26 protein-coding genes are annotated in these 26,621 nt (G+C 41.3%); 19 read left to right on the forward strand and 7 right to left on the reverse strand.

Features of this window, described 5'->3' with window-relative positions; translation table 11 throughout:
- Window positions 1-149 precede the first annotated feature (149 nt).
- The 8 genes from GDK41_RS07545 (at window position 150) to GDK41_RS07580 (ending at window position 5,495) form a co-directional block, all read left to right on the forward strand.
- Window positions 150-1,025 carry an alpha/beta hydrolase gene (locus GDK41_RS07545; RefSeq protein WP_232056544.1) on the forward strand — a complete coding sequence of 292 codons (876 nt, stop codon included), beginning with the start codon at window positions 150-152 and terminating at the stop codon, window positions 1,023-1,025.
- A gap of 129 nt (window positions 1,026-1,154) precedes the next feature.
- A complete protein-coding gene (locus tag GDK41_RS07550) occupies window positions 1,155-1,985 on the forward strand; it encodes an alpha/beta hydrolase family protein (protein WP_152085830.1) in 831 nt (276 codons plus the stop codon).
- A gap of 70 nt (window positions 1,986-2,055) precedes the next feature.
- Window positions 2,056-2,358: a hypothetical protein gene (locus GDK41_RS07555; protein WP_152085831.1), complete on the forward strand. Its 303-nt coding sequence runs from the start codon at window positions 2,056-2,058 to the stop codon at window positions 2,356-2,358.
- A gap of 85 nt (window positions 2,359-2,443) precedes the next feature.
- Entirely contained in the window at window positions 2,444-2,821 is a 378-nt protein-coding gene (locus GDK41_RS07560; protein ID WP_152085832.1) for a hypothetical protein, read from the forward strand.
- Window positions 2,822-2,924: 103 nt separating this feature from the next.
- On the forward strand, window positions 2,925-3,827 hold the full coding sequence (locus GDK41_RS07565) for a DUF4350 domain-containing protein (protein WP_152085833.1): 903 nt from the start codon (window positions 2,925-2,927) through the stop codon (window positions 3,825-3,827).
- Between the two features lie 132 nt (window positions 3,828-3,959).
- Entirely contained in the window at window positions 3,960-4,493 is a 534-nt protein-coding gene (locus tag GDK41_RS07570; protein WP_152085834.1) for a GrpB family protein, read from the forward strand.
- 116 nt (window positions 4,494-4,609) lie between these two features.
- Window positions 4,610-4,993 (forward strand): hypothetical protein, encoded by a 384-nt coding sequence (locus GDK41_RS07575; RefSeq protein ID WP_152085835.1) that lies wholly within the window; start codon window positions 4,610-4,612, stop codon window positions 4,991-4,993.
- Window positions 4,986-5,495 carry a GrpB family protein gene (locus GDK41_RS07580; RefSeq protein WP_152085836.1) on the forward strand — a complete coding sequence of 170 codons (510 nt, stop codon included), beginning with the start codon at window positions 4,986-4,988 and terminating at the stop codon, window positions 5,493-5,495. Before GDK41_RS07575 ends, GDK41_RS07580 begins: the two co-directional genes overlap by 8 nt.
- Before the next feature lie 10 nt (window positions 5,496-5,505).
- Here GDK41_RS07580 and GDK41_RS07585 read toward each other — a convergent pair whose 3' ends face one another.
- Window positions 5,506-6,060, reverse strand: coding sequence for a TetR/AcrR family transcriptional regulator (locus GDK41_RS07585; RefSeq protein WP_152085837.1), 555 nt, complete (start codon window positions 6,058-6,060; stop codon window positions 5,506-5,508).
- Window positions 6,061-6,151: 91 nt separating this feature from the next.
- Between GDK41_RS07585 and GDK41_RS07590 the strand changes: the two genes are divergently transcribed.
- Complete coding sequence (locus GDK41_RS07590; protein WP_152085838.1) at window positions 6,152-6,610, forward strand: HPP family protein; 459 nt, start codon at window positions 6,152-6,154, stop codon at window positions 6,608-6,610.
- Window positions 6,611-7,001: 391 nt separating this feature from the next.
- Here the strand turns inward: GDK41_RS07590 and GDK41_RS07595 are convergent, their stop codons facing one another.
- Window positions 7,002-7,979 (reverse strand): LysR family transcriptional regulator, encoded by a 978-nt coding sequence (locus GDK41_RS07595; protein ID WP_152085839.1) that lies wholly within the window; start codon window positions 7,977-7,979, stop codon window positions 7,002-7,004.
- A gap of 154 nt (window positions 7,980-8,133) precedes the next feature.
- Between GDK41_RS07595 and GDK41_RS07600 the strand changes: the two genes are divergently transcribed.
- The 5 genes from GDK41_RS07600 to GDK41_RS07620 all read left to right on the forward strand — a co-directional run bounded on the left by GDK41_RS07600 (window position 8,134) and on the right by GDK41_RS07620 (window position 14,193).
- Window positions 8,134-9,297 carry a hypothetical protein gene (locus GDK41_RS07600; protein ID WP_152085840.1) on the forward strand — a complete coding sequence of 388 codons (1,164 nt, stop codon included), beginning with the start codon at window positions 8,134-8,136 and terminating at the stop codon, window positions 9,295-9,297.
- Between the two features lie 52 nt (window positions 9,298-9,349).
- Entirely contained in the window at window positions 9,350-9,919 is a 570-nt protein-coding gene (locus GDK41_RS07605; RefSeq protein WP_197739494.1) for a hypothetical protein, read from the forward strand.
- The gene (locus GDK41_RS07610) at window positions 9,912-10,316 is read left to right on the forward strand and encodes a hypothetical protein (protein WP_152085841.1); all 405 of its coding nucleotides are present in this window, start codon (window positions 9,912-9,914) and stop codon (window positions 10,314-10,316) included. Before GDK41_RS07605 ends, GDK41_RS07610 begins: the two co-directional genes overlap by 8 nt.
- 49 nt (window positions 10,317-10,365) lie before the next feature.
- The gene (locus GDK41_RS07615) at window positions 10,366-10,920 is read left to right on the forward strand and encodes an SCO family protein (RefSeq protein ID WP_172971572.1); all 555 of its coding nucleotides are present in this window, start codon (window positions 10,366-10,368) and stop codon (window positions 10,918-10,920) included.
- 414 nt (window positions 10,921-11,334) lie between these two features.
- Window positions 11,335-14,193 carry a TonB-dependent receptor plug domain-containing protein gene (locus GDK41_RS07620; protein ID WP_152085843.1) on the forward strand — a complete coding sequence of 953 codons (2,859 nt, stop codon included), beginning with the start codon at window positions 11,335-11,337 and terminating at the stop codon, window positions 14,191-14,193.
- A gap of 83 nt (window positions 14,194-14,276) precedes the next feature.
- On the opposite strand, the gene GDK41_RS07625 is transcribed toward GDK41_RS07620, so the two are convergent.
- Together GDK41_RS07625 and asnS are read right to left on the reverse strand one after the other, a co-directional pair.
- Complete coding sequence (locus tag GDK41_RS07625) at window positions 14,277-16,154, reverse strand: InlB B-repeat-containing protein (protein ID WP_152085844.1); 1,878 nt, start codon at window positions 16,152-16,154, stop codon at window positions 14,277-14,279.
- A gap of 300 nt (window positions 16,155-16,454) precedes the next feature.
- Window positions 16,455-17,852, reverse strand: coding sequence for an asparagine--tRNA ligase (asnS, locus tag GDK41_RS07630; protein WP_152085845.1), 1,398 nt, complete (start codon window positions 17,850-17,852; stop codon window positions 16,455-16,457).
- Window positions 17,853-18,159: 307 nt separating this feature from the next.
- On the opposite strand from asnS, the gene GDK41_RS07635 reads away from it, so the two are divergent.
- Both GDK41_RS07635 and GDK41_RS20205 read left to right on the forward strand, forming a co-directional pair.
- A complete protein-coding gene (locus GDK41_RS07635; protein ID WP_152085846.1) occupies window positions 18,160-18,594 on the forward strand; it encodes an AAA family ATPase in 435 nt (144 codons plus the stop codon).
- A gap of 85 nt (window positions 18,595-18,679) precedes the next feature.
- Window positions 18,680-18,823, forward strand: coding sequence for a hypothetical protein (locus GDK41_RS20205; RefSeq protein ID WP_172971573.1), 144 nt, complete (start codon window positions 18,680-18,682; stop codon window positions 18,821-18,823).
- A gap of 71 nt (window positions 18,824-18,894) precedes the next feature.
- Here the strand turns inward: GDK41_RS20205 and GDK41_RS07640 are convergent, their stop codons facing one another.
- Complete coding sequence (locus tag GDK41_RS07640) at window positions 18,895-20,523, reverse strand: M28 family metallopeptidase (protein WP_152085847.1); 1,629 nt, start codon at window positions 20,521-20,523, stop codon at window positions 18,895-18,897.
- Window positions 20,524-20,682: 159 nt separating this feature from the next.
- Between GDK41_RS07640 and GDK41_RS07645 the strand changes: the two genes are divergently transcribed.
- From GDK41_RS07645 to GDK41_RS07655, 3 genes are read left to right on the forward strand one after another with little or no spacing between them, the layout of a single operon-like run.
- On the forward strand, window positions 20,683-21,525 hold the full coding sequence (locus tag GDK41_RS07645; RefSeq protein WP_152085848.1) for a DUF3025 domain-containing protein: 843 nt from the start codon (window positions 20,683-20,685) through the stop codon (window positions 21,523-21,525).
- A complete protein-coding gene (locus GDK41_RS07650) occupies window positions 21,491-22,276 on the forward strand; it encodes an ABC transporter ATP-binding protein (protein WP_152085849.1) in 786 nt (261 codons plus the stop codon). The genes GDK41_RS07645 and GDK41_RS07650 overlap by 35 nt, the downstream gene beginning before the upstream one ends.
- Window positions 22,269-23,477: an ABC transporter permease gene (locus GDK41_RS07655; protein WP_152085850.1), complete on the forward strand. Its 1,209-nt coding sequence runs from the start codon at window positions 22,269-22,271 to the stop codon at window positions 23,475-23,477. The genes GDK41_RS07650 and GDK41_RS07655 overlap by 8 nt, the downstream gene beginning before the upstream one ends.
- Before the next feature lie 72 nt (window positions 23,478-23,549).
- Here GDK41_RS07655 and GDK41_RS07660 read toward each other — a convergent pair whose 3' ends face one another.
- Both GDK41_RS07660 and GDK41_RS07665 read right to left on the reverse strand, forming a co-directional pair.
- The gene (locus GDK41_RS07660) at window positions 23,550-24,353 is read right to left on the reverse strand and encodes a UDP-2,3-diacylglucosamine diphosphatase (RefSeq protein WP_152085851.1); all 804 of its coding nucleotides are present in this window, start codon (window positions 24,351-24,353) and stop codon (window positions 23,550-23,552) included.
- A 234-nt stretch (window positions 24,354-24,587) separates the two neighbouring features.
- The gene (locus GDK41_RS07665; protein ID WP_152085852.1) at window positions 24,588-26,621 is read right to left on the reverse strand and encodes a S9 family peptidase; all 2,034 of its coding nucleotides are present in this window, start codon (window positions 26,619-26,621) and stop codon (window positions 24,588-24,590) included.

Genomic DNA, 26,621 nt, shown 5'->3' on the forward strand with positions numbered 1-26,621 from the left:
CTGATAGGTACCAATTGCTCAAAGTGCATATAGTAAGGGCATTTCAGGCGGACGTGTAACACTTGGCTCGCGTTCGCTCCTCGCTAATTTTAGCTAAGTGTTACTTACCGCTCATACAGGCAGGCGTTATATTTTAAAAGGACGATTTGGTGAAAATATCACTTAAGCTAATATTTACTTTATTACTTGCGATATTGTTTTTAGTTGGAGCGTCGGTTCTTTTATCGAGATATTTTGAGCAATACACTTCTGAGTTCATCGATCATGATATTTATTCAGAATATCTTTCAGAAGAAAGAAGGGTGTTTGTTCGTTTACCAAAGGGATACGATAGTCAAAAGAGTTATCCGTTGATCATAAAATCAGATGGTAATTTTAACTTAAGTCGTTGGCACGAAACCGTTGCAACGCAGTCTGAAAAAAAGTTAATTGAAGATTCTATTATTGTCGCAATCCCTAATTTATTTTGGGTAGATACAAGAAATAGAGATTTGGTGCCACCATATGCGAGAAAAGATGTTCAAATAGAAGCTAGGCCTAGCACGGAAAACTCCCCAGAAATCTTTGGTAAAGCTGATTTATTTTTATCTTTTATCGAAAAGGAATTAATCCCTTTTATAGAAAATGAGTACTCAATTAATGATAACCGAGTACTTAGCGGCTTCTCGGCCGGTGGAAGCTTTGTACTTTATACGATAGTTACTAAACCGGAGCTATTTACTGGTTATTTTGCATTTAGTCCTGCTGCTTGGTACGACAAATCTGTCGTTGTCAGTGAGTTTAAGAACGGATTGAATAAGGTTGCAGGTAAGCCATTATTTTTATATTTGAGTTTAGGAGGCGCTGAAAATGAAATCATTACAGGCTCTTTTAAAGGCTTATTATCTGCAATAGATTCTAACGCGCCAAAAAATTTCCACTCAGTACATAGTTATAGTGAAGGTGCCGGTCATGTCGATAATCCATTTATTTCAGTACCCTTGGCCTTAGAAGCGTACTATAAATTTAGAGCTGACAAAATATAACAAGCCATTACAGAGAAGGCCTTTGTGGACAGCCATTCCAATTTCTTTCAAATTTGGGATGACGACGAGTCCGGCAAAAAAGCCGCACGCAGTTAAGGTGTACTTTATATATTTTTACAAGGAAGTATCGTGAAATTTTTACTGTTTTTATTTTTATTTATTTGCCTCTTTTTTGCCAAAGCAATTAAGGCTCAATGTGATAATAGCTCGGATGAAATAAGCGTTCAAAATGTCTGCACAAAAATAAGAACTTACAAAAGCGACAAAATTGCAAAAACGCCAGTACTTGTAGTCGCGTTGCATGGCGATTCACCTTTTAATAACCCGTCTTATCAATATGAATTTGCAAATCAAGTAGCTCTGCGTTCTATAAATACTGTCAGCGTTGGTATGCTTCGTCCTGGTTATACTGATCATTTAAAAAGAACGTCTGACGGCATTAGGGGAGAAACCGTAGGTGATAATTATGACGAATCAAGAATCCATCAAATAGCAAAAGCTATTCAAAAACTAAAGTTATACCATAATTCAGATAAAGTTATCCTTGCTGGGCACTCAGGAGGTTCTGCGATAACTGCAAAGTTGATAGCTCTATACCCTAAACTTATTAACCATGCCTTTATTGTGTCCTGCCCATGTAATATATCTAAGTGGAGAGCTGATATGTACAAAAGCTCTCAGTATGATGGCTTTAAAAACAGTCTAGATACTATTTCGCCGATTGAGTTGGTTGAGAACGTCACTAACGAAGTTGATATAACATTATTCGTTGGCAAACATGATAAGGTCACAAAGCCATATCTAAGTAAAGAGTATTTTGACGCACTAAAACAAGCCAATAAAAACGTTGCTTTGCATGTTATAGAAGGTGATCACAAATTATTTTTAAACCAGACTATTTTAGATTCGGTAGTTGACGTGATACATGGTTATAACAAAGCAAGTCATTTTAAACCGTAATATTTTCTATTACGTACCGACGGGAAAAACCTCTTCAATGTCAATCAACAACTGTGTATCGGGGTAAGAAATGAGTAAGTGTTCAGAGTTTGCAGTATTTAAAGTGCCAAAAAAGAATAAGGCTAGAGTCATTGAGTTGAGCTTATCAATATTTAAGGAAATGAATTCAAATGGTGCCGTTATAATTGCCCATGAAATACTACAAAAAACAGATGATGAAAATGAGTTGTGCTGGCATTTAACATGGGTCAGTGAAAAAGCAGCAAAAGAAACAACAGCGAAGTGGCCATCCTTTCCAAGTACAAAAGAGTTTCAGTCACTCGTGGGCGATAATGTTTATTATGGTCACTTTATAGGTGCGTTGTATACGTAAAAAATGCATTTAGGCTCAGTAAAATTTCAGCTGGCTTCGTGCTCGAGTTTGAGTAAAGCGATGTTAGGTTTATAAGGAGAACAAGGTGAACGTTTGGATATTTACTGCAGGGATTGTCTGTCTATTTACTGCTTTGGTGCACATTTTTGCTGGTCAAGTTGACACTGTTAGGCCGTTTCTCAAATCAGAACTGCCCGATGTACCTAAAATAACGCTTTTAGGGTGCTGGCATATGGTTTCTAGTATTTTAGTCCTTGCTGGCGCAGTATTGACTTATATTGGTTGGTTTGACTTAACTTTATATAAAAATTTAGTCATTGGGATATCAGTTAGTTTTATTGTTTTTTCTTTGGTTTTTATTGTTGTTGGTGGGTGCTTTTTTAAATTGCAAACTTTTTCAAAATTACCACAGTGGATATTGCTATTACTAATTGGTGCCCTAGGCTTTGCGGGTGCAATATAAATATAATTAAATATAGATTCAGTACGGCGGGCTAGTGTTTAATCTTTGTTAAGCTGTCATGTTTTTTTGTACAGCAATTACTTAATCTACATTTGGAATTAAAATGGAAAAAATAATATCTTTTATTGCTGTAATTTTTTGCATAACTGGGCATGCCGCTCAAATAGTTGATACAAATTTTACTCCCAAGAATAAATCGAAAACAATTTTTGATAATAATGTAGTGCTAATTGATGAGGCTCACAACAACTTTCATACTCTTGACGGACGGTATCAACCATTTGCTAAAGTTTTAAGAAGTGACGGTTATATAGTAAAAAAGAATACACAAAAGTTTACATTAGAGTCATTGAATAATGCCGATGTTTTAGTCATTGCAAATGCTTTAAGTGATAAAAACGTTCATAATCAGGACTTACCCAACTTCTCAGCTTTCACACGAGATGAAGTTGAGGCTGTGTACAACTGGGTTAAAAAAGGGGGATCATTAATGTTGATCGCAGATCATCTCCCTTGGCCTAAAGCATCAGATGAATTAGCGTCTATTTTTGGCTTTCAGTTTAATAATAGCTATGTGGAGGTACTCGGCAATACAGCACAGTACTTTGAACTTTCAGATGGTAGTTTGGCTCAACATGAAATTTCGAAAGGTTTTAGTGAAACTCAATCAATTAGCAAAGTGAGAGGCTTTATGGGACAAGCGTTTCTTATTCCGCCAAGTGCGAAGCCTCTACTCGTTTTTTCTAAAGAGGCTATCGCGTATATGCCATCAAAAGCATGGCAAATTAGTGATGAAACTCCTGTTATCTCAGCGACGGGTTGGTATCAAGGTGCAACGCTAAAATTTCACAAAGGTCGAGTAGCTGTATTTGGCGAAGCCGGTATGTTTACGGCGCAAATTGACATTGATGACGATGGTGAGTGGAAAATGGGACTAGCAACGAAAGGCGCAGAGCAAAATGAACAATTCTTAATAAATACAATGCATTGGCTTTCAAAAAAATAATGTTTTTACGCTAGTGAAGCGCTGAATAAAAGACGCAATTAAGTTAATATTTATTTGCGTCGCTCCTCTTAAAATTTAATTGTAATTTGTACTGTACTATTTAAAATCGGGATGAAAAATAAAGGAAGCAAGATGACCTTAAAAGCAGTTGAGGTAGTTAAATACAATGAACGTTGGCCTGATATGTTTACTTTTGAGCATGAGTTGCTCAACTCGGTATTAAGCCCACAAAACGTCGCGGCAATTCACCATATTGGCAGTACCTCTGTTGTTGGGCTGCATGCAAAGCCAGTCATAGATATTTTAATTGAAGTCAATAGTTTAGACATGCTTGATGGTGAAAACAGCAATATGGCGTCTATTGGTTACGTAGCAAAAGGGGAGTATGGGATAGCTGGGCGACGTTATTTTCAAAAAGGTGGCGAACACAGAACACATCAAGCTCATGCATTTTTGACGGGCTCTGAAAATGCTCTAAGGCACTTAGCTTTTAGAGATTATCTTATCGCGTTTCCTGCTGTTGCCAAAGAGTACGCAGCGCTTAAACTTCAAGGTGCGAATATATGTGCAAATAATATTGATATTTATTGTGCTCATAAAGATAGTTTTATAAAAGAGTATGAAGCCAAAGCACTTGAGTGGATGCATGCTGGCAAAAGTGAGTAGCCGACATGATTGAAAATGGCGCAGGGTTTTTATCACTAAATTGCTCGCGCCAGCAGTACACCACCGCATCCTTATAAGTAAAATTTAACTTATTTAAACACTCCTAGCAGGTAGAAATGTATTTTATTGCCTCAATTGTTTTGAGTATTTATGCGCTGATCGGTTTAGTGATCACCATACAACTTAATTTTGACACTATTTTTGAGCAGCTTATCAGTCTATTAATGTTTTTTATTATCCCTGCGCTTGGCGTTTATGGCAGTTATTACAAAAAGCGTTGGGCTTTGGCTGTAGCATGTTGTTATTTTTTGTTTCGCATACTTAAAAGTGGCGGTTCTGAGCACGTTTATTTTGCAATTTCGCCCATTTCGCTCTCCTTTGCGTTTGGAGACTTTTCACAGGGACAGGGCTACTTAATCGACTTTTTCGCAATTTGTATGACGCTGGGGTTATTTAGGCTAATTCAAGTTGAAACAAAAAGGAAACATTCGCATGAGTGACGCGCCAATAGAGCTGGCTGACTATAATGTTGCTTGGCCTAGTATGTTTGAAAAAGAGCAAGCATTGTTGAAATCTGCCATTGGTGATTATGTTGTCGGCTCAATTGAACATATTGGTAGTACATCTATTTTAGGCATGCCTGCGAAACCCATCATCGATATTATGGTTGGTGTAAAGTCACTACAACACAGTGCAGCGGCAATTCCATCACTAATAAATTGTTCTTATTGTTATTACCCCTATAAAGCGCAGGTAATGCATTGGTTTTGTAAGCCTTCTCCCCAAGTGCGCAGTCACCATGTTCACTTGGTGCCCTTTATGAGCCCTTTGTGGCAAGAACGAATTATTTTTAGAAACACGCTGCGAGAAAATGCTCACTTAGCTTTAGAGTATGCAACTCTTAAACAGCAACTTGCCGATAACTATGGCCACGACCGTGAAGCATACACACAGAAAAAATGGCCATTCATAAAAAAGATATTAGCCTCGTATAGTGATTAAAACGTAAAAATTAGTCATGTAGCATAATTTGAGATGTTTTTATGCATTGTTCTATGAGGGGTTGTGTATAACCAGATACTTGCGCAGTTACAATGGCACCTTCCATCAAAGTACAGATTATGGTTACGCTATCTTGATTTTCATTGCTGATTTTACTAGCAACAACTTGCCTAACCCGCAGTTTGTGTTGCTCACATGATTTACGGATCTCGCAAGTTACATCATTATATTCTGCGCAAGTGTTAATAAAAAAGCAGCCTCTAAACTCTCCTAGTAACGGCTCATTGTCGTCAAACCAACTTTCTAATGATTGAAAGAGTAGAGATACGACTTCAAGGTCATTTTTAGCATTAGATAATTTGTTTTCTAACCATTGGATAAACACACAATGACGCGTCTCTAATGCTGCTATTAGCAATTCTTCTTTACTAGAAAAGTGGCTGTAGAGCGTTCGTTTTGCTACTCCCGACACCAATAGTATTTCATTGATGCCAACGGCATGAATACCCTGTTTGTAAAATAGCGATAATGCGGTATCGATTAGTAATTGACGTTTTTTGCTCATGTAATTTCTCCTCAAATACATCTTGACAAAAGTAGACCAAATTGTCTACATTTGCAGGTAGACAGTTCGGTCTACTATTTTGGGAAGGTATATGCGTAATTTGTTTTTAGCAATTTTTGCGGGGGTAGGGGCAAGCTTAGCGATAGGTATACTATCTTTTTTTGATAGTACTTATAGCCACCTAGCGTTGCTTATGGCACCTTTTGGTGCAACGGCGGTATTAGTTTTTGGTGTGCCAGATAGCCCACTTGCACAACCAAAAAATGTCATTATAGGTCATCTAATTACTGCTTTTATTGGTGTTTTTTTCACTCAATACTTTGGAGTAACGCCGCTAACATTGGCGCTAGCCACAGGTTTAGGGGTCAGTGCCATGCTCATCACTAAAACAACGCATCCGCCTGCAGGGGCAAACCCTTTGCTCATCATGCTTTCGGGGCAAGGCTGGGCGTTTTTGTTTACTCCTGTACTAATCGGTGCAATCACGATTGTATTGATTGGCAAAGCCATGTTGATAGCAAAGCAACAGTGGGTGAACAACGTTGAGTAAATAACCTCAGCTGCACATAAATGACTTTGCCCAATAAAGCTATTTCGCTCATTCTCTGCGTTATGCTTACTTGAATAGCGCGCGATTACTTCGCGAAAATGCCTTTATATTGAGCAAAGTATCATCATTGGATGTTGAGGGGTTACAACGCCTCTATGCTGAACTATTAAAACTCTTATCCACAACCGAGGTTAAATAGTGAGTATCAACAATTTAATTGCCGATACAGATCCTGACTTATGTTAGCAAGACGGATCTATGTATCTTTTGCCGCACAGGCCTATTTAACAGCTTAAGTACTATGGTAATTGCGCTCTGTTTCTTAGAGTTTCTTCAACTTAAACGAATCGTTTTGTATTATGAAAGCGTTAATGAGCGCCGTTATGACGAGTTATTCAATCTCTAAGTGGCGAGGAATTGCTACTAGAGGCGTGATATGTTCAGCCCATGTTTGATTGCTACTTTCGTTAATTTCATTTAATGCTTGCGTGATAAAATCAAGAAACACTCTAACTTTGGCTGGTAAGTAATCACGCTTTGGGTAGATAGCAAATACACCATTCTCATATTGAGGAGGCCTAAAATGTGGGAAAATAGAGACTAACTCCCCAGTTTCTAAGCCGTTTTTAGCGAGAAAATGAGGAAGTTGGGCAATCCCTAGTCCGTCAGCACACATGTAAGCCATCGTTTCACCATCATCTGTTATGTGACTGCGCTTTAAATCAAATAGGGCATAGTTACCCAAGTTATCGGGTAAATATACCGGTTGTAGTGTGTTCGTTTGTTTTATGCGAAAACCAATCCACTGATGGTTTATAAACTCTTCGCGGTTAGTGGGAGTACCGTGTGCGGCTAAATACTCGGGCGACGCACAGGTAAGAAAGTCCATAGGACTGAGTCGTCTGGCAACTAATCGGCTGTCTTTAACATGCCCGGTGCGTATTGCTATATCAATACCTTGCTCAATTATATCAACGTGATAATCGGTGACTTCTAAATCGAGAGAAATACTTGGGTACTTTTTGCAAAATGCGTGCAGCAAGGGGCGGATATACAAATGGCCGTAGCACACTGCAGCGCTGATCCGAAGTTCACCACTGGGTGAGTCATTCAAGTGCTTTAATGCGCTTTCACAATGATTTAGGCGGGTTAACATTTCTTTGACCGTATCAGCGTATTGGCTTCCAGCTTGAGTGATATTTAGCTGTCGTGTTGAGCGCTGAAAGAGCGTTAATCCTAACTGAGTTTCTAAGCGACTAATTGCTTTGCTAACGGTAGATGGATCTGTATTACATATTCTAGCGGCACCAGCAAAGCTGCCCTCATCACATGTAGCAATAAACAATTCTAAAGAACGTAATTTGTCCATAGTAACTTTCCTATTTGCACCGAGCGCTCAACTATATCAAAAAGATTCATGAATAGTATTCACTACAAAAAGGTGAAAGCGACTATTTTTTAAATTTTTCATGTCCTTAGAATTTAGCTCATCGTATCGAGTGGGTTAGATTTAGGAGGTCGCTTTGCAGCATATTGTTACGCATGAGAGATTGAATAGGCAGGAAAGTACAAGAATATGGACGTACTTTTGTTTGGCGTTTATTGCTATGTCAGGGGTGTTTTATGTCAACTTTCTACCTAGTGTGGTAAGTACGTTAGTACACTCAGGAAGTTTTAATGAGGTTCAGGCTGGGCAAATTGTTGCTTTTAACGGCTACGGCAGCCTAATTGGCAGTACTGTGGCTGTATTTATGGTGAGAGTAGTTGCGTGGCGGTCCGTTATTTCGCTTTCATTGTTGATAATGGCAGCGATAGATTTGAGCACTATTTGGATAGACAGCTATAGCACCATGCTAGCGTGGCGTTTTGGCTCCGGCATTGTTGGTGGTGTAATAGTTGGTATTGCTTTTTCAGTCATCGCTAGGCTAAAAGACCCTGATCGCGGCTTCGCATTACTGATTTTTTTACAGTTTGCATGTGGCTCTATGGTTATATATTTATTACCAAATGATGAGACGGGATCTGCTCATCAAGTTGTATTCGCCGTGATGGGGGGTTGCGCTTTATTGGCTTTGCTACTTGTTTGTTTACTCCCAGCTTTAGTATTGAGAAACAACCAGTTTTTAACAAGACAACGAACAACAGGTAAAAAAGCCGCTTCATGTTTATTGTTATTGGCTATTGTCTTGTATTTAGCTGCTGCAAACGCAATCTGGGCGTATGTTGGGCTCATCGGCAAGCAAACCCTTCTCGAATCTGAGCGAATAAATACCTATATTGCGTGCACAGGGCTACTCGGTTTATTAGGGGCGCTGTGGCCTGTCATAAACTCCAATCGATATGGACGTTTAAACTGGGTTGTCACAGCGGTGGGCATGTCGGTTATCTCTGCAGTTATGCTTAGCTTTTCAAACATACCGCTCATGTTTATTGGTGCAATGGCCCTTTTATTTTTTGCATGGCCTGCCGTGCATTCATATTTATTAGCTGCAAGTGCTCAGTTAGATAGCAGCGGTAAACTAAGTGCGATATCAGCGGTTATTTCATATTTAGGCTTAGCGTCAGGGCCCATGTTTGGTGCAAGTTTATTGGAGCAAGGGAGCTTTAGCACGATGCTGTATGCCTGTGCGGCAACTTTCTTCTTGAGCTTAATCGCATCAATTAAGCCATTGAAGCGCTGTGAGTAACCTACAGGTATAAACAACCAATCTAAAATCCACACTTATTAAAGGAAAGAATATGTTTAGGTATCTGTTAAACAAAACCCTCTTGTCTACAAAAAATAAATACGATTACGATATTCGGTACATGCAACAAATACTAAATACAGATCTTATCGCATTTATTAAATTTATGGGGTTTCAATCCATGTCGTCGCATTGCAAAAACGTGCCAATCGATGTCATTTATGCTGCGCGGCTACGTGCGATCATTTGGGAAGACTGTGGACCATGCACTCAACTGGTCACAAACATGGCGCTGGAGGAAAGCGTAAACTCAAAGACCGTGGAAGGGATCATCAATTGGGATGTAAGTTTGTTGCCAAATAACGTCATTTTAGTAATGGAATTTTCTGATTTAGTGCTTACACATAATCCAAAAGCCGATGAACTCAGAAAAACCATTAGACAAAAATGGGGAGAGAAAGGCCTTGTAAGTATTGTGCTTGCAATCAGTTCTATGCGTGTCTACCCAACACTAAAGTATGCATTAGGGTTTGGTACAGCGTGTACGCGGGTGAATGTTAAAGGGGCACAGTTAGTACCAAGCAGAAAACTCAAGCTGATCGATGGGGCGCATAATGATTAGAAGCGTTGTTGCGATAACGGCTGCCATCATGGGGGTACTTTCGTTGGCGAATGGTATTTTCATGGTGATATCTCCCGAACCTTGGTACTGGGCGGTACCCGGGGTGGCAGAAAGGGGGCCTTTTAATCAGCACTTTATTCGCGATTTGGGTTTTATTTATGGGTTAATCGGTAGCTCGTATCTATGCGGTTTATTATATATCAGCCAGCGTGTTGCGCTTTGGTGCCTATCATCTGCCTGGTTGGTATGTCACGCCATATTCCATATTTGGGAGATCTGGGTTGGAATATGTGGGCCAGAATTCTTTTTGATTGATTTTGGTGGTGTTACTTTGCCTGCATTAGTGAGTGTTGGGCTTGTTTATAGAAGTTATAGCCGTGCAGAAAATGACTTATAAGCGGTTTATCCAACTTTTATTCTGTTTGGGGGTTAGTCTGGGTGTGATAATGAGTTGCATAGTGCCATACCCAGCAACGCAAGCGAAGCCAATCGAGTGGTTGCGTATGAGTAAGGAGTTAGCAAACTTTAATCTTACTACCGTTGATGGCCTTTTCAATAACCAGTCTGTACAAGGGGGCTGGACTTTTATTTTGTTTGGATATATTGAATGCCCCGATATTTGTCCGCTGGGGTTGACGTTACTCTCAGAAGTTGAAACTCAGCTGTCTGATACGGCTTTTGGCAACAACGTTCAATTTGTGTTTGTAGCTGTTGACCTTAACGAACAGCAAGCGACAGAGGTCGATAAATTTACCCAGTATTTTAGCTCATCATTGATAGGTGTTGTTGGCAAGCAGTCACAACTAAATACGCTTGCTAAGAGTTTAGGAAGTAGATATAAAATTGTCTCTGATGGAACACGCTACTCAGTATCACATACGCCTTTCATTTCAATTGTTGACCCCAAAGGACAGCTAATAGGACGCTTTAAACACCCACAAGATGCACCAAGTTTAGTGCAACATTTTCTATCTTACGTGTCGGTATATGACAAAGATTAGGTATATGTGTTTGCGCCATATTGGGGTAGTTCCTAGTTGTAAGTTAAAGCATTATACCGTTAAAAATTGCAGTAGCTAATATCAGCAGTCGGCTTTGATATTTACGCTGCTGATTAACCTGATAAGTACTATACGCATCAAATTTCTGACTAGTTGAAAAACATGTCTGCGCATTAATCATCTAACAAGTTTCGACACGCTTTGGAAATTGTGCCCCAGAGAGTTGTGTCGACTTTCTCGAAAATGAACTTTTTAATTTTGGATATTCCCAAGTAATAGTATTTTTACATGCAAGTTACCTATGTGTGTTTTTTGTTTACAAATTTTAAACGTTATGCTTTCATGTGGCCCTAAAAAATATAAAAATATTTATAAATTAAAGCTATAGAAATATATTAGGCAAGGGAGAAAATAATGACTAGGTCTAAACTCAGCCGTTCTATTAAGGCTGTCCTAATTGGGGGAATTGCATTTTCTGGTCACCACGCTGTGGCAAACACCAGTGAGCAAGCAGCAGATAAACAAATAGAGCGCATTGTAACGACAGGTTCTCGTATTAGTCGTGCTGATGTGGAAGGTCCTTCGCCAATTGTTGTGCTTAGCGCACAAGACATTGATGCTAAAGGTTTCAGCAATGTATATGAAGCACTTCAGTCACTATCATCAGCAACGGGTTCTACTCAAGGACAGGGTATAACAAACAGTTTTACGCCGAACGCTGAAACGGTAAACCTACGTGGTATGGGTGCAAATCGTACGCTAGTACTACTAAATGGTCGTCGTGTAGCAAACTACCCGCGTGCATTTAACGGTCAAAACAACGTATTTAACTTGTCAACAATTAGTGCTGCAGCAATTTCTCGCATCGAAGTGCTAACTGGTGGTAGTTCAGCGGTATACGGTTCAGACGCGATTGCTGGGGTTATCAATATTATTACTAAAACAGATGTGGATGACATTACTGTACGTCTTCGTCACGCGACAACCGATCAAGGCGGCGGGGATAGCAATAAGTTCTCAATCGCTGGTGGTTTTGGTAAAGGCGGCTTAAATGTAAGTTATGCGGTTGAGTACTCAAAGCAAGATATGTTGTTAGGCAGTGAGCGTGATTGGCTTAATGATTTTAATGATGGTCCTGCTACCAGCGAAGAGCCAGAGTATCAAACAGTAAACTCGCGCAGCATCATGGCTGGTACGATTGATGGCGGCTTTAAATATATCCATCCACAAGAGTTTGGTAATAACGTTTGTGATCAATGGGATGAATATGACTTTTCAGAACGTCCATCGCGTGGTTTTTATTGTGGTAGAGACACCACAGGTGATAGATCTTATATCAATGATAGAGAGCAGTTATCTCTATATACCAACCTGACTTATCAGATTAACAATGAGCATGAAATTTTTGCTGAAGCGCTCTACTGGGATAGTGAAGCGGCCAACCGTGGTGGCTTTGGTGTCAACTGGGGTACAAATGCATTACCAGATGGTGTTGCATTAGGTGGACAATGGGTGTGGGATGCAACAAACAAACGTTACCTATATTTAGGCCGTACCTTTACAGAGCAAGAGGTTGGCGATGTAAAGTCTCACTTTGAAGATGAGATGCTGTATACCGCAGCAGGCTTTAGAGGTACGGTATTTAGTGATTGGGGTTATGAAGTGTCGATTGCACATAGCGCATCTGACAGCTTTGAGTATGAAAACTTGGTCGCGTCTGATAAGGCAATGGCTTACTTTTTAGGCAGCCCGTTAGAGGGGACAACCAGCGAGTTTAACCCTAACTATGACCGTTTCTGGAAGCCGTTAGATAAAGCGGGTCGTGACGCAATTATTGAAGTGAACGACTCAAGCGCTGATGCTTCTGTTACTACAGTAAATGCCTCATTAACAGGTGACCTATTTGAACTTGATGCAGGCCCCATTGCGTTTGCTATGGCAGTGGAGTGGTCAACAGAAGACTATGAAATAAACGTAGACCCAAGAACCTTGGACAGAACCAAAGGTTGGGGAAACGGTTTAACCGGTACAGAGGGTAAAGGCGACCGCGATCGCTATGGTATGGCGGTTGAATTCAGAGTACCTGTAAGCGAGCAATTACAAGCGAGCATCGCAGGTCGTTATGATTACTACGACGACGAAACAGCGGTAGATGGCGCGTTCACGTATCAGTTAGGTCTAGAATACCGTCCGCTTGAAGCGTTACTTGTTCGAGCTAATTATGGTACAACGTTTAGGGCGCCAGATATTCACCAAGTGTTTGCTGGACCATCTGGTTTTTACAGCTCTATTACCGATTACTGGTTAGAAAGTAAGTGTGCGCAAATTGTTGGCCAACAACCTACTGGCTTATCTGCAGCAGAGCAAGAAGCTGTCGCTTATCAGTGTGATATGAGTAGTGCGGGTAAGCTGCGTGAATCGCAAAGTTACCGCGGAGAAAGAACGGGGAATAAAAACCTCAAAGAGGAAACAGGCTACTCGGCGACTATTGGTTTTGTGTGGAGCATTACAGACACAATGGATCTGACCACAGACTTATACCGTATTCGTATTGAAGATCAGGTGGAAAGTTGGGATACCGATCACTTTTTCACCACTGAAGCAAAATGCCGCAACGGTCAAGAGCAAAACCAAGCGCTATGTGATGATGTACTCAGTCGTATCGACCGCTTTGCAGTGGGTACACCAGATGTTGCGTTGACAGTGGATACGGCTCGTTCAACATATATCAACCAGTCGTTAAATGAGCAGACAGGTGTTGATGTTAATTATAAAGCGGCCTTTGACCTTGGTGCCTATGGTGAATTTAATCTAGACCTTAAGTATACCCATGTACTAGAGGTGGTTGATCAGAAGTTCCCTGGCGACAAAGTCGACAAAGAGTACCGCGACAGCTGGTTGAACAATGACTTCCGCTCTCGTTGGGATAACCGCTTTGGTTGGAACAACGACGACTGGAGTGTACAACTTCAGCAAACGCGTTATGGTTCTAGCTGGAACGATGAAGACCCTGATGCAACACGTAACCCATCTGATGAGCGCCGAGCATTTGCTAAGCGTATGAAGCCGTGGTTAATCTATAACTTGGGTGTTACATATTCAATTAATGATAACCATTTTGTTAAACTTGGTGTTAACAACTTGCGTGACTCGAAAGCGCGAAATGATGAAAGTTACATTGGCGGGAGACCTTGGTTTAACCGCTATAGGTACCCAGTCACAACCGCTGTCATGGGGCGTACGTTCTCATTAGAGTGGACAGGCCGTTTTTAGCTAAGTCTGTAGTCACTACAAATTGAGTAAAATACCCAGCTGATGCTGGGTATTTTTATGGTGTTTGCGCAAAGCTGTAGTTTTTAATACCAATCTTTTGGTGGGCCAAGTTCTAGACCAAGGCTTTGTGCATAATCGATCACCAGTTGTAGATCTCGTGTGCAAATTTGCCAACCTTGCTTTGCAGCTTCGCAATCATCGATCACACCATGCGATGATAAGTGAGCTGTTGTACCCTCTGCACGCGTCTTTTCTAAAAATGCCCAAACAAGTTGCCAATTATCTTTAATAATAACCCCATCAATAGAGGCAGCTGCTTGTGGGCGTGATGATGGTCCGCCTTCGCTATCCCAGACAGTGTTAAAAAGTCTGACTGTTTCAAAACGAGCTTTAAGTTTATCCGCCACATCTGCTTTCCAGCCTGCCCAGCCATATGGGTAAGCGAAATGTTTTAGATTGTAGTCTTTGTAAAAATCAATACACCTTTGAATTTCATCAGCCATATAGTCTCCTTCGTAACTACCAACAAATTGATGGGAGCACGAATGATGACCGATAATATGCCCATTCTTAAACAAAAGATCTGTGTATTCTCTTTGTTTTTGTGTCTTCACAAAATCCGCATTAATGTAAAATATTGCTTTCATATCATAGTTTTGCAAAACTGGATGGGCCTTTTTCCACCAAGACTCTACGTAAGCATCGTCAAAAGAAAGCATTAACCTGCCGATAGGTTTGAACTCAACAACAACAGTACAGTTTTGCGTTAGCGCCGAGGTAATGTAAGTATTATTACTGAGTTCGCCACTGCAACCTGTTACGGTTTTTATTTCATAGCCTTCGTTGGGAGAAATGGTTAAGTGAACAATACTGCCATAAGAAAAGTCGCTTTCTTCAACAGAGACCGTGCCAAGTGAAGTGTCATTGATTTCAACATCGACATTATACTGAAGTGGCTCAAAGGTTACGTTTATCAAACAATTTTTTGAAAGCTCCGCGGTGGTATAGGTGTTGTCAGTAAGCTGACCGTCACACCCATTAACGCTTTTGAGCTGGTATCCATCGTTTGGGTAAAAAGTTAAACGTACAATCGAGCCATGATAAAAGTTGCTGTCGCTGCTGATGTTCACAGAGCCATAAGACGCGTCATTGATTGCTACTTCAACATCATAGAGTTGTTTTTCGAAAGTGACGTTTACTTTACAATCGCTGGTAAGCGGGGCCGTGGTATAATTATTGCCTTCTAGTTGACCGTTGCAACCAAAAACGTTTTTGAGTTGATGTCCTTGGCTAGGTGAAATGGCTAGGCGAACGATATCGCCATGATAAAAACTTTCTTTATTTGCTGTTACTTGGCCGAAAGAGGGCTCATTAACTTGTACGTCAACGTTATAGCGAAGCTTTTCAAAACTTGCACTGATCTCACAATCTTTTACCGCTTTACCTACAACGAAAGTACTTTTGTTGAGCTCCCCATTGCAACCTGAGACATGAGCTAGCTCGTGGCCTACGTCGGGTTCAATATCAAATGTATAGCTTTGCCCAAACTCAGCGATAGCTTTGGTAGGCTTAATTTGACCACCGCCATTAGAATTGGTTGATAAAGTGAATTTTTGAGGCTTAAACGTGGCAGAAACTTCGCAGTCTTTAGTCAATTGTTTTATCGTATAGATATCTTCGTTCAGTATCCCGTTACATCCAGAGACTGAGTCGAGTAAGTAGCCTTGGAACGCTTCTATTTTTATGTTTAGGTTTTCTTTAGTTGTTAGCTCTGCTTTTTTTGGGTTTAATTCACCTCCAAACGAGACATTAGTTGTAACAGTAAAGCTCTCTTCTTTCACCGTTATTTGTGTTTGGTTGCCAGTTTGCTCGATTTGCTGATCTGGCTTTTTGTCGGGGTCATGGTCGGAGCATGCACTAATGAGGGTAGCTGCTATCAAAGTGCTTATTAAATTCTTCATATTATACAATAAGATAGTTAAAAATAAGGCCGCTCATTGTACCTGCAAAAGCTACAAAGTAAAGATTTTAGGGACGTGTGGTTTGGGAGCATAAATTTTATCTGAATTTAATGAATGTGCGTTTTAGTTTCATGCACTTAGGTAGTTGCAGATGGGATATTTTTTGTTATCAGAGGTTAGGTTTCATACTTTAAAGTGACTCTCCTAGCTAAGCAAGTTGGTTCAAGCTAAGAAAACTTACAAGAATAAAAAAACCTAGGTACAAACCTAGGTTTTAAGAAAGTCGTACTTTAGTGTAGCTTAGTACGTAGCACTGCCTTTAGTACGTGGGAAGGCGATTACGTCACGTACGTTACCCATACCGGTTACGTATGCAACTAAACGCTCAAAACCAAGACCAAAGCCTGAATGTGGTACTGTGCCGTAGCGACGTAAATCGCGGTACCAGCTGTAGTCTTCTTTGTTTAGACCCATTTCTTCAAGGCGAGCATCAAGCACATCTAGGCGTTCTTCACGTTGTGAACCACCGATGATCTCGCCGATGCCTGGTGCCACTACATCCATTGCTGCAACGGTTTTGCCATCTTCGTTTTGACGCATGTAGAAGGCTTTAATATCACGTGGGTAGTTTTTGATTACAACAGGTGCTTTAAAGTGTTCTTCAGCTAAATAACGCTCGTGCTCTGACTGCAAGTCCACACCCCACTTAACAGGGAATTCAAACTTTTTACCACAGTCTTTGAGAATTTCAATTGCATCAGTGTAGTCAACTTGTGCAAAGTCTTTCTCAACAAACTCTTCTAGGCGTGAGATAGCGCTCTTTTCGATACGCTGAGCAAAAAACTCCATATCATCACGACGCTCTTCTAATACCGCTTTGAATACATACTTAAGCATGCTCTCAGCAAGTTTTGCAATGTCTTCTAGATCAGCAAATGCAACTTCAGGCTCTACCATCCAAAACTCGGCTAAGTGGCGAGAAGTATGTGAGTTTTCGGCACGGAACGTTGGTCCGAATGTGTAGATTTTTGACATTGCACTGGCATATGTTTCACCATTTAGCTGACCAGATACCGTTAAAAATGCTTCTTTACCAAAGAAATCTTCTGAGTAGTCAACTTCGCCTTTATCTGTGCGCGGCAAGTTGTTCATATCAAGTGTCGATACACGGAACATTTCACCAGCACCTTCACAGTCACTTGCTGTGATAATAGGGGTGCTGATCCACATGTAGCCTTGCTCATGGAAGAAACGGTGAATGGCTTGTGATAGACAGTTACGAACACGTGTCACTGCACCAATGACGTTAGTACGAGGACGAAGGTGAGCATGCTCACGCAAATATTCGATACTGTGACGCTTTGCTGCCATTGGGTAAGTGTCTGGGTTTTCTACCCAACCAAGCACTTCAACTGAGTTTGCTTGAATTTCGAATGCCTGACCTTGACCTTCAGATTTTACTAACACGCCTGTTACCTTTACAGAGCAACCAGCGGTTAAGCGGGTAACTTCATCATAATTATTGAGCGAATTAGGAACAACTGCTTGGATAGGATCAAAACAAGAACCGTCATGAACGGCTAAGAAAGAAATACCTGCTTTTGAATCGCGGCGTGTACGGATCCAACCTTTAACTGTTACTTGGCTGTCTACCGCAACGGTGCCTTTTAGTAGCTCCGTTATCGCTATGTGGCTCATTTTCACTCCAATGATATAAGTTACCTAAATTAATTTGATTGTACCTGAAAAAACAGTGCAGGCACGTGAACCGTATATTACCTTTGATAAGGCAATAAAAAAACACTCAATTGCAACTCTTTTACAAGTTAGTGCCAGATGGCAGAGATTTAGTCGCGGTTTTGGTGGTTTTTTATTCTCAAGGGTAACTAAAAGTGATTAATAAGCTGAGGTACATAGGTATTCCATGATTATATTGCAAAGTTATGGCATGATAGTCGATTATTCTATGAACTGATATTTCTGAGTTTAGGTAACATTATTGTCGATGAAACAAGTTTTTATTTTGAGAGGCTTACCCGGGTGCGGTAAGAGTCATTATGCACAAACACTGGCAGATGAAATGGTTGCTGGTGACGAAAACCAGTATTTGATCTGCTCTACAGACGATTATTTTTATAATGATGCGGGTGACTATCATTTCGAAAAGTTTAAACTACCCGAGTATCATAACTTGAATTTGGCTCGCTTTATCAATGGCCTTAGTGAAGGTATTCCTTTGGTTATTGTAGATAATACCAATATAAAAAAGTGGGAATTTGTAGCTTATAGTGCAGCGGCGACGGCGATGGGTTATCAAGTAAAAGAAGTGATTGTGGGTGAAGTAAAAGATAAATCACTACAGCACTTATATGCAAAGCGTAATACACATGGTGTCGCGCTTAAAACCATTAGTAAAATGGCCTATTTATTTGAGTGGTAGTCATATTTTTTATCACATTTTATTTACATTTTGTTGTGTCTAACTCATAGTAGATTGACCTATAGTGAGTCAAAGGAGACAGGTAATGACAATTAAGTTAAATAAAAAGACCATTAAAACGCTAAAGCAAGTTCCACAAACGCATTTAGATGAGAAAGCAACACGCCAGATAGCGGGTGGTGGCTTTACCTCCGAGTGGTTTAAAGAACTCAGCAGAATGTACTGCTAATCAATTACATTGATAAGTCATTTAAAAAGCCAACGTATTACGTTGGCTTTTTGCGTATTAACAATGCAAGATTACTTGCGTTGGAACTCTGAGGTTTCGTTCCAAGTTGGCCAATCTTGTTGCTGCGAAATGTCGTAACCGACTTGATAGAACAACTGTAAGTCTTGTACTGCACCACTTAAGTCCCATTCATCGCGGTAGCGATCACAGGGTTGATGGTAGCAGCCGCGCAGCACTAGGCTCATGCGCTTACGGTAATCGGCAGTTTGTTCATCGAATGCCTCTGTACCACCGCCTGCATACATTGCAGGAACGCCCATGTTAGCGAATGCAAAGTGATCAGAGCGATAATACCCGCCAGATGCCGGTTTTGGGTCGCCAGACACTACGCGCCCTTGTGCTTGGGCTGCATCTGCTAGCATGCCATCTAATGAAGATTTTCCAATACCGACAACACTGATATCTTTCACTTTACCTAACAAGTTCAAGCTATCCATATTAATGTTAGCAACGGTTTTATTTGCTGGGATCACTGGGTTTGCAGCATAAAACTTAGAACCAAGTAGACCTTGCTCTTCGGCGGTAACAGCCAAGAAAGTCATAGAACGGTTCGGACGATTTGGCAATTTAGCAAACGCCTCAGCCACTTCAATCATGCCGCCAGTACCTGTGGCATTGTCGTGCGCTCCATTATAGATTTGGTCACCTTTGCGGTTTTTATCAGTGCCAAGATGGTCCCAGTGCGCTGAGTAAATAACGTGCTCATCAGGTTTTTCGCTACCAGGAAGGGTTGCGATAAAGTTATAAGAGATTGACGTTTTAATTTTACTTTTCACGGTAACAGACGCCGTTAGGTCGCCCATATCAACGTTATAGGCACCTTTTGCAGCATTGGTTTTAGCGGTATCAAAGTTTAACCCTGCTTTTTCGAATAACTCTTTTGCAACGTCAACAGTTACCCAACCTTCAACGGCAACGCGGTCCATATTGTTATTGGCTTTTTGAAAACCAAACTGCTCACCGCTCCAAGAGTTTTCTACTACGCTCCAAGGGTATGATGCGGGTGCCGTTTCATGCACAATAATTGCACCTGCTGCGCCTTGGCGGCTTGCTTCTTCAAACTTGTATGTCCAACGGCCATAATAGGTCATAGCCTCACCAGTAAACATGCTTTCGTCTTTCGTCGCAAAGCCTGGATCGTTTACCAGCATAACAACTGTTTTGCCTTTTACATCAATGCCTTCGTAGTCATTCCAGTTATATTCTGGTGCGTTTACACCATACCCCACGAAAACTAGCTCTGAGTCTTTAATTGACTCTAAGGGGCTGATGCGACTGGTACCCATTACCATATCTTTTTTGTACTGATATGCTTTGCCACCGATATCTAGCGTCATGTTAGAGTCTGCTTCTATAGATACGAGCGGTACCTCTTGGAAGAAGCTGTCGCCATTACCAGGCTGGTAACCCAGTGCTTTAAATTGTTCACTTAAGTAGGCAAGCGTTAATTCTTCGCCTTTTGATGACGGTGCACGGCCACCAAATTCATCCGATGCGAGTGTTTTTATGTGCTGCGCTAGTTGCCCGGCATTAATGCTGTTATAAGCCGCTTGTACATCTGCGCTTGTATTAGAAGCTGTACTTGCACAGCCACTAAGTACCGCAATAGTTAAAGCGCTAAGAGTCATTTTTAATTTCATAGCAGTTCTTTTGTTATTTATTAAAGACCGCTAAGTATAAACATAAAATTTCAAAAGATTCGAGCAACTGCGTTAGTTTACTCGCCATTAAGCTTAGGGGCCGTTGGCGCTTGGAGTAACTTGGGGTAAACTGATGCAAAGCAGTTTATATAGTTAGCAATGAAAAAGTTTACACCACCAGAAAAATTTGAGCCGCATAGATTAGTTGGCGGTGCATTTGGGCATTTAAATCACATTTTTAAACTCCATGAGCAAACTGATTGGCCCAGCTTTGATTGGCTTAACGGCTTGGTTGAAACACAAAATCATCAGGCGAAAGCAATTCAGTTTGTTAGTGATGCTCAACTGCAAGACGAGACTCGCTACTACGAGCAAATTATTTATGAGACTGGCCAAGTACCCACCAGAGAACAAAATTGGCATGACTTATTTGGTGCGATGATATGGAGTTTGTTTCCAAAAACCAAATCGCTACTCAATAAACGACATATCGATGAAATTAACTTACATGGTTTAAAGCAACGCAGTAAACACCGCAATGCGCTTACACTTTTTGATGAGTGTGGCGTAATTGTCGCGATGACCGACGAGCAAATATCCGCGCAGCTCAAGGCGCATCAATGGCGTGAGGTTTTTGTGAACAATCGCGATCGTTGGGAGCTTGATATTAAGCCATTTATATTCGGCCATGCTAATTATGAAATGCTCACCCAGCCTTTTATAGGTCTGACGGGCAAAGCGCTTTGTGTGGTAGTAGAGGCAAACTTTTTTAAGTTAGACCTTAATGCACAGTACCGCACGCTAGATACGTTACTAGTACAGATGATTGACCTGCACGGTGTACTTGATGATAACTCAGCATTGTCGCCGCTACCTTTGTTAGGCGTACCGACATGGTGCGATGACAATAAAAACCCAGAATATTACAACAATACTGACTATTTCAGACCAAAACGAAGGAATACGCATGATAGAAGTCAAGGCGCTACAAAAGCGCTTTAAATTGACCAAAGAACATCAGCAAAAGGGCAAGTCCAAAGATATCAGAGAGTATGATGGTTACTTTCATTCGGTTAAAAATGTCAGCTTTTCGTGCGCTAAAGGAGAAGTATTAGGTCTTTTGGGGCCTAATGGGGCAGGTAAAACCACGACGTTGCGCATGTTATCGACGGCATTAAAACCCGATAGCGGGCAAATCATGATAAATGGTCAAGATGTAATAAAAAAGCCACTTATTGGACGCCGCTCAATTGGTTTTTTATCTGGCTCAACAGGGCTATACGGGCGTTTAAGTGCACGTGAAAATGTTGAGTATTTTGCTAAGTTACATGGCTTAAAAGGTCGAGAGCTTAGTTCACGATGCGATGCGCTGTTTGAAAAACTCGATATGACGGAGTTTTTAGACAAGCGTGCCGAGCACCTATCTACAGGTATGAAACAAAAAACAAACATAGCACGAGCGGTGGTGCATCAACCCGAGGTGGTTGTGCTTGATGAGCCAACAACGGGCCTTGACATAATGACTACCCAGACCGTGATCAACTTTATTCGAGAGCTGAAAAGCACGGGTACGCCAGTAATATTTTCAACGCACCACTTGGATGAAGTAGCGTTGCTCTGTGACAGAATTTGTGTCATAGACAAGGGCGTAAGTTGTTTTGATGATACTGTTGCTCAGTTCAAAGAGCAGGGCAGCAGTGACGAGTTAAACCAAGCGTTTATGAATTTGCTGCAAGGAGCGACTCATGTTTGAAGTGTTTAAAAAGGAATTATTAGAGCTGCTAAGAGACCGAAAAACACTATTTTTTGTGTTAGCACTGCCCATGTTGATATTTCCTGTGATCATGGGCTTAGTAGCATTTTTAGGCTCTCAAGCGGCGCTTAAAGCTGAGCAAAAAGTACACACCTATTACATAGTGAACGAACACCATAGCAACGCGTTTTCGGAGCGGGTTTTTTATCATAAAAGCTTTAAAAAATACGATGGTGATCAACAATTTTCGACTATTGCTGATTTAAAGCAAGCGGTGCAACGTGGTGATATTGATGTGGGGGTGTTTTTACATGCCGATCCAAGTCAAACACTTGCGCTTGGCGAACAAGCAAGTTGGCAAGTGGTATTTAATGACGCCCAAAGTATTAACTTTATCTACGATAGACTCACATCACTTGCTAAAGAATTGTCAGATTCGTTACGCGAACAAGCATTGATAGCATTAGGCGTAGATAAGAATAAGCAAACTGCAATTTTACAACCAATCAAGGTCAGCAAAGTAGACACCGCTGACAAACGTGAAAACATCGGCGAAAAGCTAGGGGCATTTATTCCATATCTATTGATCCCTCTAGTGTTGATGGGCGCGAGTTACCCAGCCATTGATTTAGGTGCAGGTGAAAAAGAGCGAGGTACGCTAGAGACCTTATTACTAACGCCCGTGACGCGTACGCAATTGGTTTTAGGCAAGTTTTTAACAGTGTTGCTAAGTTCTTTAGCCTGTGCGACGGTCACGGTACTTAGCATGGCTATTTGGGTTTCGGTCGCGATTAGTTTTGTTGAGCTTGATACCATTAAGTCTGCGTTCTCAAGCGTGACGGGGGTTGATTTTATGCTGATATTTGCGCTTTTGGTGCCAATCGCTGCCATTTTCTCGTCATTGGTATTGGCGATTTCAATTTACGCTCGCACGTTTAAAGAGGCACAAAACTATATGGCACCATTAAGTATGGGGGTGTTTTTACCCATTGTGGTTTCGTTGATGCCAAATATGGTGCTTAACGCCAAAACAGCACTCATTCCTGTTACCAATGTGGCGTTGGCAATTAAAGAAATCGTCAAAGGCACCGTAGATTATGGCTTGTTGAGTATGATCGTGCTTACATCGGCGGGGCTTGCTGCGCTGCTATTGGCATTTTGTGTTAGATGGTTTTCAAAAGAAACAGTGTTGTTTAGATAACATAACAGTAAAACAAAAAGCGCGATTGGACATCGCGCTTTTTGTTGACAGAGAGTTAGTTGGATAAGTCACTTACGCGGCTTCAGCTTTACCGGTATTTTTTTCGTTGTTAAGCTCTACCACATTGATAACATGCTGAATATCTGACCAGTGCAGCAACTCAATACGACCATTTTGGCCCTCGACCAGCGCTGTACAATTTTCTATCCAATCGCCATCATTGCAATACACAATGCCATCTTGCACTTTGATGGCTGGCTGGTGAATATGGCCACAAATGATACCATCCACACCTTGCTTTTTAGCTTCATGGATAGCTGCAGATTCAAATGCGCTTATGGCTTCACGGGCTTTATGCACGCGATTTTTTAGCCACGAAGCGAGTGACCAATAATGACCGCCATAAAGGCGACGTACTCGGTTGGTCCAACGATTTAAAAATAATAAAAAGTCATAAGCCGCATCGCCTGCAATGCTTATTAGCTTGTTGTAGCGGGTAGCAGAGTCAAAGTCGTCGCCATGTAACAATAAAAACTTTTTTCCAAGCGAAGTGGTATGAATAAAGGTTTTGTGCACTTCAACATTAAAAAGGCTTTTGCCTACATAGCTTCTAAACGTTTCGTCGTGGTTACCGGGAATGTACACAACGCGTGTACCAGATTCTGCTTTTGCTTGAATGCACTCAAGCACTTTGTAATGAGAAGGTTGCCAATAGAATTGACGCTTCATAGACCACAAGTCAACAATGTCGCCTACCAGATAGAGCACATCGCAGCGCGTGCTGTTTAAGAAATCTAGCAAGTAGTCGGCTTTGCAATCCTTGTAGCCTAAATGAACATCTGAGATCCAGATACTCGGGTAATACGTTGTAGTCATGGTCTGTGGCCTCAAGCGTAATAAAATCTAAATTAATGCGCATAGATGAACAAGCCATGACATAAATGCGACAGATTTACGATAATTTACTAGGCATTTGTCTTTAAATGGGTAGTGAGGACTTCAAAACGAAAAAACAATTTAAAACTTGATTTGAGCGTATTCGGTTTCGTATAGATTGCATATAACGCTATAAAAAAGCCGCATGACGCGGCTTTTAAAGGTTAGGTAAAGTTATTTTTTATATTTTTCAAACCAGGCGAGTGTATGTTCAATTTTACTGATCATTCGCGATGGTCGACCTGCAATACCATGCGGTGCACCAGGGATCTTAACCAGTACTGAGTCAATTTTACGGTGCTTTAAAGCTTGATAAAACTGCTCAGTTTCAGCCATCGGCGTACGTAAATCTTCTTCACCGGTCATAAGCATAGTTGGGGTAGTGACATTGCCAACCAGTGAAAGTGGTGAGCGCTGCCAATAGTGGTCAACATGCTCCCATGGCATGCCAGGAAACTGTGTTGGGATCTGCACTAAGCCACTGTCAGCGGTTAGTACTTTACTCAGCCAGTTGATAACGGGTTTAACAACAACCGCTGCATTAAAGCGGTTGGTTAAGCCTATCGCATAAGCGGTTGCGATCCCGCCTGCTGAGCCGCCAGCAATAAACAAGTTGTTTTCATCAATAAAGCCCTTGTCTAACATCGCATCGACACCAGAGTTGTGATCTGCAAAGTCTTCTTTAGAGCTATATTTGTACTTCAACAACATAGCAAAGCGCTCGCCATATGAGCTACTGCCTCTGTGGTTATCATAAAAAACTACATAGCCTTGTGCTGCATAACGCTGTAGTTCAGCTGAGAAGTGAGGCCCATAGGCGAGGTGTGGGCCACCATGGATCTCAAGTAACAGAGGGTATTTTTTATTCGGGTCGAAATTTGGTGGGGTAATGTACCAGCCTTGAATTTTTTCGCCATCAAATGAAGAGGTATAATTAACTTCGTGTACTTTACCAAGTTGTTTGTGAGCCAGTAGGTCTTCATTTAATGCTGTAAGCTGCTTCACTTTTCCCTTGCTGGTTGCTAATGCGACATCGGCAGGGCGCTGGCTGCTGCCTTTGGTAAATGCGATTTCCCCATTGTAGTTAGCGCTGAATTGACCACTCAAATAAGGCCGTCCCAATGTGGTTCCTGAGAGGCTATCGGTGAGGTCGGTAATTTTTCCTTTTATGCTAATTGTTGCTAGCTTTTTCATACCGTGATCATCGTATGAAATAGCAAGCTTAGAGCGCCCTACCCAGGTTGGATTTTGTATTGAACGGTCAAACTTCGCAGCGACAAGCTGGCTTTTTTTAGACTGCCAATCCATGATGTTTAATTTGTGGTTACGGTAGGGATTAAGTTCACCCGATGCACTTAGATAAGCAAGTTGATCTCCATTTTTTGAAAAGCTGGGTGAATGCTCTCGACCAGGTGCTGATGTTAGTTGAGTAATTTCACCGTCAAAATCTACCTCAAACAGATCACCTTCAAGTGCCTTGTATTCCCAATCTGAGATGCGGTTTGCCGAAAACACAATGGCTTTAGAATCCGCACGCCAAGCCAATTTGCCACCATGGTGATAATCGCCAGAAGTTAGTTGTCGTGGTGTTCCTCCCTCACTGGGTAAGACAAAAATTTGCCGATATCCGGGTTTTACCAGCCCACGGCCATCAGCTTGATAATAAGCGCGGTCAATCACTATTGCAGGCTCTGACCATGTAGCGCCCTTTGGTGGTGATGGCATTTTGGCAATGACACTTGGTTTTTCTTCTACTTTTTGGCTAAAAGCTAACCATTTTCCATCTGGCGACCAAGTTAAGTTGCTGATCCCTGACTTTAGTTGCGTAAGCAAGGCCGTGCGGTTTTGTTTTAGATAATGGACGTGCACTTGGGTGCTACCTGATACATTACTTACAAACGCAATTTTGTCTCCGCTTGGTGACCACCTAGGTTGGTTATAGCGGTTTTCATCTGAAAAAAGCGGTGATTGGCTGCCTGATTTGCTATCAACAAGCCACAAGTTTTGTCTTTTAGCGTCTTTCATCACATCATTGCTGTTGCGAACATAAATGATCTGCTCGCCATTGGGTGAGATCTGTGGATCGCTTGCATACTCAAGTTCAAAAATATCTTCTGCTTGTAAACCGCTGCTCGCATGCGCAAATGCGGGTAGTACAGAAAATGCTAGCAATGTGCTTTGTAAGGTTTTTCTTAACCTAAAAGACAT

Source organism: Pseudoalteromonas sp. A25 (genome assembly GCF_009176705.1).
Taxonomy (GTDB): domain Bacteria; phylum Pseudomonadota; class Gammaproteobacteria; order Enterobacterales; family Alteromonadaceae; genus Pseudoalteromonas.